Source organism: Streptomyces sp. HUAS CB01, from assembly GCF_030406905.1.
Taxonomy (GTDB): domain Bacteria; phylum Actinomycetota; class Actinomycetes; order Streptomycetales; family Streptomycetaceae; genus Streptomyces; species Streptomyces chengbuensis.
In genome coordinates this window covers 4,719,246-4,731,018 of sequence record NZ_CP129137.1, presented here as the reverse complement: position 1 = coordinate 4,731,018, position 11,773 = coordinate 4,719,246, and the positions used below count along the sequence as shown (strand labels likewise).

The 11,773-nt window shown below is 74.6% G+C and carries 5 protein-coding genes; all 5 read right to left on the bottom strand.

The window, feature by feature from the left end; translation table 11 throughout:
- Nucleotides 1–15: 15 nt before the first annotated feature.
- Nucleotides 16–1,644 (bottom strand): succinic semialdehyde dehydrogenase, encoded by a 1,629-nt coding sequence (locus QRN89_RS21080; RefSeq protein WP_290350932.1) that lies wholly within the window; start codon nucleotides 1,642–1,644, stop codon nucleotides 16–18.
- 267 nt (nucleotides 1,645–1,911) lie between these two features.
- A complete protein-coding gene (locus QRN89_RS21075; RefSeq protein WP_290350931.1) occupies nucleotides 1,912–3,576 on the bottom strand; it encodes a serine/threonine-protein kinase in 1,665 nt (554 codons plus the stop codon).
- A 70-nt stretch (nucleotides 3,577–3,646) separates the two neighbouring features.
- Nucleotides 3,647–5,248: a serine/threonine-protein kinase gene (locus QRN89_RS21070; protein ID WP_290350930.1), complete on the bottom strand. Its 1,602-nt coding sequence runs from the start codon at nucleotides 5,246–5,248 to the stop codon at nucleotides 3,647–3,649.
- A 146-nt stretch (nucleotides 5,249–5,394) separates the two neighbouring features.
- Complete coding sequence (locus QRN89_RS21065; protein ID WP_290350929.1) at nucleotides 5,395–8,709, bottom strand: serine/threonine kinase C-terminal domain-containing protein; 3,315 nt, start codon at nucleotides 8,707–8,709, stop codon at nucleotides 5,395–5,397.
- 273 nt (nucleotides 8,710–8,982) lie between these two features.
- Nucleotides 8,983–11,745 carry a protein kinase domain-containing protein gene (locus QRN89_RS21060; protein ID WP_290350928.1) on the bottom strand — a complete coding sequence of 921 codons (2,763 nt, stop codon included), beginning with the start codon at nucleotides 11,743–11,745 and terminating at the stop codon, nucleotides 8,983–8,985.
- Between the last annotated feature and the right edge of the window lie 28 nt (nucleotides 11,746–11,773).

Here is an 11,773-nt window from a genome sequence, read left to right as displayed (position 1 = left end):
GGTGCCGGGGTGCTGCTAGCGCAGCCGCAGGGCCTTCATCACCTTCAGGGACGTGCTCATGAACGCCGCGTACTTCTCGTCGTCCATGCCGAAGGACGGGGCGAGCGGGATCAGCCGCTGCTGCGCCACGGTCTGGGCCTCGGTGTACTTGAGGATGCCCTCGGAGCCGTGGCGCCGGCTCAGACCGGAGTCCTTCATGCCGCCCATCGGCGACTGCACACTGCCGTAGGCGGGCGCGTAGCCCTCGTTGATGTTGACGGTGCCGGTGCGCAGCCGGGCAGCGACCGCGTGGCCGCGCCTGCCGTCCTTGGTCCAGACGCTGGAGTTGAGGCCGTACGGGGTGGAGTTGGCCTGCTCGACGACGTCGTCCTCGTCCGTGAACCGGTAGACGGAGACGACCGGTCCGAACGTCTCCTCGGTGCACACGGACATCGGCGCCTCGACCCCGTCGAGGATCGTCGGCTCGTAGAACAGGGGGCCGATGTCGGTGCGGTGGACGCCGCCCGCGACGAGGGTGGCGCCCTTGGCGACGGCCTCCTCGACATGCCGCTTCACCGTCTCCAGCTGGCGCTCGCCCACCAGGGAGCCCATGTCGGCGCCGTACGCGAGGGCGCTGCCGAGCCGCATGGCCTTCGTACGGGCCGCGAAGCGCTCCACGAACGCGTCGGCGACCGACTCGTGCACGTACAGCCGCTCGATGGAGATGCAGAGCTGCCCGGCGGAGGAGAAGCAGGCCCGTACGGCACCGGCCGCGGCCTTGTCGATGTCGGCGTCGTGCAGCACCAGCATGGCGTTCTTGCCGCCGAGTTCGAGGGAGACGCCGACGAGGCGGGCGGCGGCGCCCTGGGCGACCTCTCGGCCCGTGCGGGTGGAGCCCGTGAACGAGACGTAGTCGGCGTGCCGTACGACCTCGGGGCCGACGACCGGGCCGTCGCCGAGGACGACCTGGAAGACGCCCGCCGGGAGCCCTGCCTCGATGAGCAGGTCACGGGCCCAGAGCGCGGTCAGCGCGGTCTCGGTGTCGGGCTTCATCACGACGGCGTTGCCGGAGACGAACGCGGGGAGCGCGTCGCCGACCGACAGCTCCAACGGGTAGTTCCAGGGCGCGATCTGGCCGACGACTCCGCGCGGCTGGCGCAGTTCGGTGGTCTTGGTGAGGACCGGGACGACACCGGTGTGCCGCTTGGGCCTCAGGTAGGAGGGCGCCTTCCGGCCGTAGTGGCGGGCGGCGACCGCGACGGCCAGGACCTCCTCGTGGGCGTGCAGCCGGGCCTTGCCGGTCTCCAGCTGGATGAGGTCCAGCACCTCGGCCTGGCGCTCCAGGACCAGGTCGTGGAAGCGCAGCAGCACGGCGGCGCGGGTGCGCGGGGAGGTCGCGGCCCAGGCGGGCTGGGCGGCCCGGGCGCGGGCGAAGGCCTCGGCCACGTCCTCGGGGGTGGACTCGGGCAGGTCCGCCAGCTTCTCCCCGGTGAACGGGGTGTGGTTGGCGGTACGGCCGGAGCCGACGACGCCTCGGGTGAGCTGGGCGACCACCTCGGGTGTGACCACGTCGGCGGCGGTGCGCACGCCGGCCGGGGCGGCGGCGGTGGGGTTGGTGCCGAGGGCGCCGGTGTGCTGGGCGGCGGGGGCCTGCGAGTCCGTCATGGGGGCGAGAGTATGACGCAATCAAGGCTTTGGGTACCCGTCGGTAACAGCTTTTCGCCAGGCCCGCACATCGTGCCAGTGATCACTGGCAGATAACCCCTGATCAGGGGCTTGTGGCGGCGCGAGCCGTCCTCGTCGTCACTTTTCCGACTTTGCGGCACCGCACTGCGACGGGGGTGGCCGACGGCTCCGGCCGCCTCCCGGCCACCCCTGCGCGGCGGTCCGGTCCCCGCGCGCCGCGCTGACCGGCCGCCCGGACCGCGCGGCTCACAGGCCCTGGATCTGCAGGTGCTTCACGACGTTCGTGAAGATCTGCTCCCCGTCCTGCCGTGCGGCGCCCTCCGAGGGCATCTGCACCCTCAGCCGCCAGTGCACCTTGTCCTTGCCCGGCACGACCAGTTCGTGCCAGCGGTGGCGCACGGCGTCCTCTTCGTCGTCCCCGTAGAACAGGAAGTCGACCGTCGTCTCGAAGGACTTCGCGCCCTGGTGCGTGACGTCCCTGGTGCCGACGTCGGCGTCCTTGATCTCCGTGCCGTTCCTGCCGCCCTTCGCGTACCAGTTCTTCCAGACGTCCTTCCTCGGCTCGAGGACGTCCGCGGTGGTCTTCTCGGCACCGGGCGCGACGCGCTCCAGGTGGATCCAGAACACCCCGCTGGGGTCGCGGTAGTCCACGGCGAAGCCGTCGTCGGACTCCGACCGTTCGTACTCCTCCGGCACGGCCACGTCCGCCGCGAGGATCTCGCTCTCGGGACGCACCTTCCACCCCTCGGGCAGTTCGTCGCCGCCGAAGGGGTCGACGACGACGGCGGTGGCGGCGAGCGCCACCGCGAGGAGGCCGCCGAGGAGTCCCCACTGGGCGGGACGGTTGCGGTGCAGCACCGGCGGCAGCCAGCGGGAGCCGCCGCCCGGGCCGGCGGCCGCGGGGCCGTACACACGCGCCGTGTCGAGGGAGGGCTGGGACGGACGGGCCACGGCCTCCAGCGTGGAGCGGATCTCGGCGGCGTCCGGCCGGGCCGCCGGGTCCTTGCGCAGCAGCTGCATCACCAGCGTGCCGAAGGCCCCCGAACCGCGCGCCGGGATCTGGGGCTCCGAGGAGAGCACGGCCTGGAGCGTGGCGGGGGTGTGCGAGCGCCGGTACGGGGACACGCCCTCGACGGCCGCGTACAGCACCACGCCGAGGGACCACAGGTCCGACTCCGGGCCGGGGCGCTGACCCAGCACCCGTTCCGGGGCGATGTACTCGGGCGAGCCGACGAACGCACCGGTTTCGGTGAGGCCCTGCTCGCCCTCGACCTGCGCGATGCCGAAGTCGGTGAGCACGACCCGGTCGCCGCGCCCCAGCAGGACGTTGTCCGGCTTCACGTCACGGTGGAGCACACCCGCCTCGTGCGCGGCGGACAGCGCGCCGAGGACGGCGAGGCCGATCCTCGCGGCCTCGCGCACGTCCAGCGTGCCCTCCTGGAGCCGGTCCCCGAGGGACTGGCCGCGCACCAACTCCATCACGATCCACGGCTTGCCGTCCTCCATGACGACGTCGTGCATCGTGACGACGGAAGGGTGGTCGATGCGGGCGGCGGCACGGGCCTCGCGTTGCATGCGCAGATGGACGTTCTCGCGCTCCCGCTCGCCCAGGTGCTCCGGGACCCGGGGCTCCTTGACCGCCACGTCCCGGTCGACGACCTCGTCGTGGGCGCGCCAGACGGTGCCCATGCCGCCGTGCCCGAGGCGCGAGACGAGCCGGTAGCGCCCGCCGATGACGCGTCCCGTCTGCGGGTCGTCGGCAGGCACGGCCGGTGCGCCGGCCACCTGCCGGGTCGGCGCCGGCTGCGGCGCGGCGGATCCGGGCTGCGGCGGCACGGCAGGAGGCGGCACCTGCGGCGGCCGGAGTGCGTAGCTGGTGGGCTCGTTCGCCCGTCCCCCGTCGTTCGTCATGGTCATATCCTGGCGAAGAGCGTTTGCCGTCGCCACCGGCGGAGTTGAGCGATGCAGAGCCGTGACCGAGTCACCCCGCCGAGGGCTGGAAGCTCTGCACCATTTTGTCGAAGCGCTGCCGGGTCGTCGCCCATTCCTCCGCCGGACTCGACATGTAGAGCGCGTACTCGGTCCCGTCCCCGCCGAAGTAGACCTGGTCGATGGCGCGCCGCTCACCCGCGTTGTTCTTGGTCTCGGTCCAGGTGAACTCCCACAGCGCGGAGTTCTCCTGGTCCCGGAAGGTGTTCTGGTCGAGCCGCACCCGCTCGTACTTCGGCAGCCGCTTCCTGACCGTCTTCTCGACGTCGAGCATGTGCATGTACGGGTTCTCGAAGTCGGGCGTCGGGTCGATGCTGATGCGGATGAGCCGGCGGCCGTTGTCGGGTGTGTAGTCGATCTGGTCGCCGTCCTTCTGACGGGTCCAGCCCTCCGGTACGAGCAGGCTGAAGCCCTCCGGGTCCCGCACCCGCTGCCACTTCTCCCCGTCCGCGGGCTTCGCGGCCGCGCCCGAGGCACCGGACGTGGTGCCGGACGAGGCGGAGGGTCCGGCGTCGTGGGGGGCGGGGCTCCCGCCGCCGCTCCCGTACCGGAGGGCGAGGAACCCGGCGGTGCCTCCGACCACGGCCGCGAGGACGGCCACGACCAGCGCCCGGCGCCAGCCGCCGGAACGTTTCGGCGCGGGCGTGGTGGTCACGGGGGCCGCAGTCCGGCCGGTGAGCAGCGCGGTCGCCGCACGCCGCTCCTCCGGATCCACGGTCTGTGTCGGCACGTACGCCTGCGCCGCTCTGGGCCGCCTCCCCTCCATCGCCTCCAGCAGCATCCGTTCGGCCTCGTCGGCCGGTGGCCGCTGCTCGGGCTCCTTGCGCAACAGAGCGGAGATGACGGGCTCCAGCGCCGCCGCGTGCGGGGCGGGCGGATGCTCCTCGGTCACCACGGCCTGCATCGTGGACAACGGTGACGTGCGCCGGAAGGGCGACGTCCCCTCCACCGCCGTGTAGAGGGTGGCGCCCAGGGACCACAGGTCGGAGGCCGGCCCGGGATCGCCGCCCCGGACCCGCTCGGGGGCCAGGTAGTCGATGGAGCCGACGAGTTCCCCGGTCCTGGTGATGGTCGAGTCGCCCTCGATCGCGGCGATCCCGAAGTCGGTGAGGAGGACCCGTCCGTCGGAGGCCAGCAGCACGTTGCCGGGCTTGACGTCGCGGTGCAGCACGCCGGCGGCGTGCGCGGCACGCAGGGCGCCGAGGACGTGCAGCCCGATACGGGCGGCCTCGGCCGGCTCGATGCGCCCGGACTCCTTTGCCGCGTCGGCGAGTGACGGCCCGTCGACGTACTGCATCACGATCCACGGCCGGCCGTCGTACTCCAGCACGTCGTGGACGGTGACAACGTTGGGGTGGCTGATCCGGGCGGCCGCGCGGGCCTCCTTCTGGGTGCGCGCGTGCAGCACCGTGCGGTCTGCCTCGGACACGTAGAGACCGGCGGTGAGTTCCTTGACCGCGACCGTCCGGTGGAGGACTTCGTCCTGCGCCCGCCAGACCTTGCCCATGCCTCCGCGGCCGATGCTCTCGGTCAGCCGGTACCGGCCGGCCAGGAGAAGTCCCGCTGCCGTACTCGCGCTCTGTGCGTGTTCCACGTGTTCCGCCCCGTTCCTTGGATTCCCAGGTTACGGAGGGGAGGTACGTGCACGGAACCTGGGGCGGCTCAGTAACTCGCACCGTGATGTGCCGGTTGCGGCGCGCGGTCGGGGGCGGAGGGGACGGCGGGTCGGGCCCGCCGGCCTCAACTCCCCGCGCGGTAGGCGGCCGTGGCCTGCTGGTAGATCTCGGTGACCTTGTCCCGCTGGTCCTCGGGTCCGATCACCTGCAGTACGTGGTAACCCCCGCCGACGATCATGGCGAGGTTGCGCACGTACACCTCGCGTCCGGTGCTGTCCTGCCACGTGAACTGGCCTTCCGCCATGGCCTGCTTGCCCACGTCGATCCGGCGCAGCCCGGAGGCGGTGGACCAGGAGGAGTCGCGGAAGGGCTGGAGTTCACGCTCCTTGTCACGCTGGTACGCCATCGGGTCGGAGCCGTTCGCCGCGACGGTGTCCCGGCCGGGGACGACGATGAGCGTGAAGTCGCCGCCGACGTAGCGGACCTGGCCGCTGTCGTTGACGGGTCTGCGCTGCCAGGTCTTGTCGACGCCGATCCGGAAGCCCTCCGGGTCCACGCGGACGACATAGCCGTCGGCGAGGTCGACGGCGGGCGCGGAGGTCTGCGGACCCGTGCCGTCCGGCGACGGGTCGCCGCCGGCCTCTCCGGCCGGGGCCCCCTGCCGGTCCGGACCCTGGGACGAGGACGACGCCGGTGAGGACCGTGGCGCCGAGCCGGGACCGGCCTTCGGCATGAACAGCACGGCGTAGGCGATGGCCGCGGCGAGCACGAGCAGGATCAGGAAGAGCAGCGTCCGGCCCAGCGAGCGAGGGCTGCGCTCCGGGCGCTCGCGGGGGTCACGGCGCCCGCGGGGTTCACGGGGCGGACGGGGCTCCCTGACCTTCCTGTGGCGGTGCCGGCCCCGGAGTTCGGCGCCGCCGCGGCGCCTGCGGACCAGCTCTCCCCTGCGCCGTACGACGGGGAGGCGGGTGCCGTCGACGGAGGGCAGCGGCACCACCTCGGTGCCCGCGTCGGGCTCGGGGGCGGAGCGGACCAGCGAACGCAACCAGCCCCGCAGTTCCTCGAAGTCCGGCCGTTCGGTGGGGTCCTGACGCAGCAGCGACTCCACGACCGGACGCAGCGGACCGCATTCCTCGGCGAACGCGGGCGGCTCGGCGCAGACGAGCTGGACCAGCTCGACCGCGTTCTCCTCCGGGTACGGGGCATGGCCCTGCACCGCGCGGTAGAGCAGTGCGCCCAACGCCCAGAGGTCGGTGGCCGGGCCGATGGGCGGGGCCAGCTGCCAGTTCTCGTGGACCGGGCCCGCCTGCTCGGGTGCCCAGCGCTCGGTGACCGCGCCGACGACCGCGATCCGGGTCTGCCGGGCGCGCTCGGCCGCGAGGGGCGTCGTGGGGCCGCGGTAGGCCGCAGCGGGCGCCCCGGCGGCGACGATCTCGTCCCAGCGTCCGCCGGCGGGGACGGGCCGCGCGCCGGCGTCCGCGTCCGTACCCCGCTGGGCGTCGGCACGCAGGGCGTCACGGGCACCGCCCCCGTACCGGGCGGCACCGCCGCCGGCCGGAAGCGGGAGGGGACCGTCCGAGGCGGGGCCGGGCCCGTCGCGCCAGACACCGGCGAGTTCGACGCGGCGGGGACCGCCGGGCGGGTCCTGGCGGGGGCCGCCGTGGGGTCCGTCGTCCGGGTCGTCGTGCTCGTCGGCGTCGTCGGCCTCGTCGGCGTCCGCGGGCCGTGACCACCACTGGGGCGCGGGCAGCCCGGCGCGCGGTGCGGGCAGGGCGGTTCCGGGGCGGGGCGGGGGTGCGACGGTGCCCGGGGCCGCCCCGGAGCCCTCAGGTGCGGCCCGCTCGTCCCGTACGCCCGGGTGGTGCAGCCGGCCGATGCCGTCCGTCCCCCGACCCGCGGGCGGCAGGGCAGCCGGACCGCCGAGCTCGTCGGGACCGCGGCCCTCGTGACCGCCGTCGCCATGAACGCGCTCGTCGGGACCGCGCCCGGCGGTCCGGCTCTCGCCGCCCGTCCGGTCGTCGTCACGGGTCCGGTCGTCGTGACCGGACAGATCGTCGTCGCCGGTCGCGCGGCCGGTGCCGGCGGGATCGCCGTACGCGGGACCGGTCTCGGCATGGCCGTGCGGCCGGACGGCGTCCCCCGTGCCGAAGGGACCCTCCTCCTCCTCCGCGGTACTCCAGTCACCGCCACCGGAACCGCCGGCGGAACCGGAATCACCACTGCCGGACAGGGCTCGCCCGGCACCGCCGGAGCCGCCCGCCGATCCGGCGCCACCGCTGCCGAACGAACCCTCGGCACCCCAACCACCGCCACCGGAACCGCCGGCGGAACCGGAATCACCACTGCCGGGCAGGGCTCGCCGGGCACCGCCGTGAAGGCTCGCGCCCGGGCCGCCGGCGCCGGTCGCGCGGGCGCCGTCCCCGGGCCGGTCCTGCTCGTCCTCGCCGTCGGCCGGTCCCTGTCGGCTCTCCTCGCTGAGCCGCGCCGCGGCGCGGGCCCCCGCCCGGTAGGCGGCGATGGCGCCGGCACGCGCCGCGCGCTCATCGCCCGGGACGCCGCCGAATCCGTAGCCGTAGGCGGGAGGGGTGTACCGGTCGCCCGCGCCACCGGGGCCGGGGACGAGGGGTCCGGGCGCCTGGTCCGGCGGGGACGCGGGCGGGGGGATCTGCTCGTAGGAAGGCCGCGCCCAGCGGGGGTCCCTCGCGGCCGCTCCCGGCTCGCGGGACTCCTGCCCGCCGGTGCTCAGCGGAGCCGGCCCGGCCGAATACGGCGGCGCGTACGGTGCGTACGCCGTGCCGTAGGGCGGGTCCACCGGCTCGGCCTCCTCGACTTCGGCCGCCGGGTCCGGGACCGGTGCGTACCCGCACAGGGCCTCCTCCGCCGCGCCCGCGGCGAGGCCGGTCAGCACGACGCGGCCGTCGTCGCACACGAGCACCGTGCGGACGGTGATGTTCCGGTGGGTCCAGCCGTGCGCGTGGAGCGCGCGCAGGGCCGTCAGCACGTCCGAGCCGATCTCGGCCGCCCGGTACGGGTTCAGCGGCTTCTCCGCCAGCAGCGCGGCGAGGGGCCTCGCGGCGACCAGTTCGCTCACTATCCACAGCGACCCGTCCTCGGCGAACACGTCGAAGACCTGGTCGAGCCGCGGATGGTCGGGGATCTGCGCGGCGGCCTGGGCGGCCTCGACGGCCCGCCGCACCGCCGGGTCGGTCGGCCGGCGAGTGGTGCGCCCCGCAGCCCGGCGCGGGGCGGGAACGCCGCCCCCGCCGTGGTCGTCGACCACCTCCGCCTCGACGACCTCCGGCAACGGAACCTGCCGGACGAGGACTTCCTGGCCGCTGTAGGTGTCGAAGGCGCGAGTCTCGACGAGTTCGTACTCGTCGGAGGGCGGCAGGGGAAGCCGGTAGCGGTCGGCCAGCACCCTTCCCGCGTAGTCGTCCAAGACGCCTCCCCACCAGCGTGCAGCTTTCCCGGCCCGGTTCTCCCCCTGCCCCGACGGTGGGGGTTTCCCCACCCGGGGTGCTCGAACCGGTGCCGCGGTCGGTCGTGTGCGCGGCCCTGGTCGCCAGAGCCCGCCCCCGTTCCCGGGGACCGCACGAATCCGTCAATTCCGGTCGCTCACCGGCCTCTTGCGGCTGCGTACGGTCCACGACCTCTCACGATACGTGGCCTGCCCTGTCCTTGGGGGCGATCCTCGCCCTTGGGGACGATCCTCTCAGTCCTTCGGGGCGAACGTCGCGAACGCGGTTTTGCGCAGCGTGCTGCACTCCGCGCCGTCCCACTCGCTCGCCTTGCAGCTGATCATGATCGAGTAGCCGTGCCGGGCGTCGACCTTGAAACCGCGGTTGAGCACCCGCACCCGCTGGCCGCCCTGGTTCCGCTCGAAGCTCCAGTCGGCGACCGTCGGATAGCCCTTGTACTCGACGGCCTTGATCCCGAGGTGCTTGTAGCCGCTGCTGCTGCCACTCACCGCGAACCGCGCGGCGTTCCAGGCGGCCGCGGCGTCGCCCTTGGGGCTGTCGGTGAAGTCGACCTGGACACGCGGGAAGCCGCCGTTCGCGCTGAAGATCGCGCCCGAGTTCTGGCCGGCGGTGCCGGTGCGGCGGAAGGACGCCGGCATCGCCATGGTGAAGCGGAACTGGTCGTTCGACACCATCGCGTACCCGGCGGGGAGAGCGCCCCCGGCGGGGGCTCCGGGGTCCTTGCCACCGGACGGCTGCTCACCGCCCGTGCCCGTGCTCCCGGTGTCCTTGCCGGTGCCGCCCGTGGCCTGGCCGTCGCCCTTGCCCTGGTCGTCGCGGCCGCTGCCGCCGTCGCCCGTGGCGCCGCCGGTGTCCTTGGCCTCGCCGCCCGCGGTGGTCCCTGCGGAGGTGTCGCTCTTCGGCTTGTTCTGCCCGCCCTTGTCCCCGTCCCCGCCCAGCGTGACGACGAGCACGGTGGTGAGGACCGCGAGCGCGGCGACGAGCGCGATGACCACCAGCGTGCGCCGCGGCACCACGTCGGTGAGCGGCGCCCGCACGGGCGTGGTCCGGATGGCCGCGGGCGCCGTCGAGGGCTTGGGGGCGCCGTCCTTGCCCCCGGCCTCGCTCTTCGCCGCGTTCCGCACGGAACGCAGCGCTCCACGGACCCGTTCGGCCGCCGCGTCGGCGGCCTCCTTGGCCCGGTCCCTGGTGGGGAGGGCCGGCTCGGGCGGAACGGGCGGCAGGGCGACCACCCGGGTCGCCTCCGGCGAGGGCTCCGGCTGCGCCGGGCGCTCGGGGGTGTCGATCACCTGCCGCAGCAGCGCACGGGCACCCGCGTCGTCGAGCCGCTGCGCCGGGTCCTTGGCGAGCAGGCCGTAGATGACCTCCTCCAGCGGCCCGGCGTTCTTCGGGGGATCGAGCGGCTCGGTCATCACGGCGGTCAGCGTCGCGATGGCGGAGCCCTTGTCGTACGGGGGGCAGCCCTCCACGCTCGCGTACAGCAGCCCGCCCAGCGACCAGAGGTCGGCGGCCGGACCCGGCTTGTGGCCCCGGGCGCGCTCCGGGGAGATGTACGACGGCGCGCCGACGAGCATGCCGGTGGAGGTGATCGAGGGGTCGCCCTCGACCTGGGCGATGCCGAAGTCGGTGAGCACGACCCGGCCGTCCGACGAGATGAGCACGTTGGACGGCTTCACATCGCGGTGCAGGATGCCCTCCCGGTGCGCGGAGCGCAGCACGTCGAGGACGGCGAGACCTACCTCGGCGGCCCGGCGGGGCGTCAGAAGACCGTCCTCACGGATGGCCTCGGCGAGGGACTTGCCCTCGATGAGCTCCATCACGATCCACGGGCGGTCGTCCTCGTCGACGACGTCGTAGACCGTGACGGCGCCGGTGTTGCGGATCCGCGCGATGGCCTTCGCCTCGCGCAGGGTACGGGTGATGAGCCGGCGCTTCTCGTCCTCGTCGATGCTGCTCGGGAAGCGCAGTTCCTTCACGGCGACGGTGCGGCCGAGCGTCTCGTCGTCGGCGCGCCAGACGGTGCCCATGCCACCGCGCCCGAGCACGCCTCCGAGCCGGTAACGGCCGGCCAACAGCCGTCCCTCGGCGCTCTGTCCGCGTCGCGACGGGGCCGCCGCGGCCTTCGCGTCGCCCGGCCGTCCGGACGGCCCGCGGCCCGCGTCCGCGGCCTTGGCCGCCTCCGCCTCCCCACGCCCGGAAACCCCCTGGCCCCCGGACTCCTTCGCCGCGCCGGACCGACCGGCCGACCCGGAACCCGCGTCCGCGGCCTTGGCCGCCTTCGCCTCCCCACGCCCGGAAACCCCCTGGCCCCCGGACTCCTTCGCCGCGCCGGGCGTTGCCTTGCCCACGGCGTCGCCGGCGCCGGGCAACCGCGGATCGGGCCGGGCGTCCTTGCTCGCGCCCGGCGCGGCACCGCGGCCGGCGTCCGGCGCGGCACCGTCCGCGGGAGCGCCGGCCGGCCGACGGCCCGCGGCATCCGCCGCACCGCGCTCGGCCGGGTCCGCCCGGTCCGGCACCGGCCCGGGTCCCGAAGCGGCCGCCGGAGCGGCCTGGTCGGAATCCGGTCGCCGGTCCGTGCTCTGTGGCCCACCGTCCTTCATCAGGTCCGCCTGCCCCGCCGCCGGCTTCGCACGCGTACCGCCGTCGTCCGCGGACGCGTTCGCGCCGACGGGGCCGGGCCGGGCCGGGGTACGCCCGGCGGCCGGCTTCGCGTCCCCGGCCGCGTCCTCGGACGCGTTCACCGCGTCGGCGCCGCCGTCCTCGCCGCCCCGGCGGGCGTCGTCGTCCGACGCACCGCGCGCGGTGTCCCGTGCCGTGCCCTTGTCCGCGGCCCCACCCGAACCGCCGTCACGGGAGCCGGGGCCCGCGTCCGAACGCCCTGCCGGTGTCCCGGCCGAACTCGCCGCGGAGTCCGCGCCGGTGGGGCGCTCGCCCTCCCGCTGTGCGTCCCGAAGAGGTTCCCGTGTCGTGTCCCGCGACTGCTCCGCCTCCGACATGCGTCCCCTCTGCGATCCCTGATCCTCG

What these genes read in the sequence shown, in the direction of transcription:
- QRN89_RS21080 (WP_290350932.1), bottom strand. Translation starts at nt 1,644, where the DNA reads ATGACGGACTCGCAGGCCCCCGCCGCCCAGCACACCGGCGCCCTCGGC.
- QRN89_RS21060 (WP_290350928.1), bottom strand. Translation starts at nt 11,745, where the DNA reads ATGTCGGAGGCGGAGCAGTCGCGGGACACGACACGGGAACCTCTTCGG.
- QRN89_RS21075 (WP_290350931.1), bottom strand. Translation starts at nt 3,576, where the DNA reads ATGACGAACGACGGGGGACGGGCGAACGAGCCCACCAGCTACGCACTC.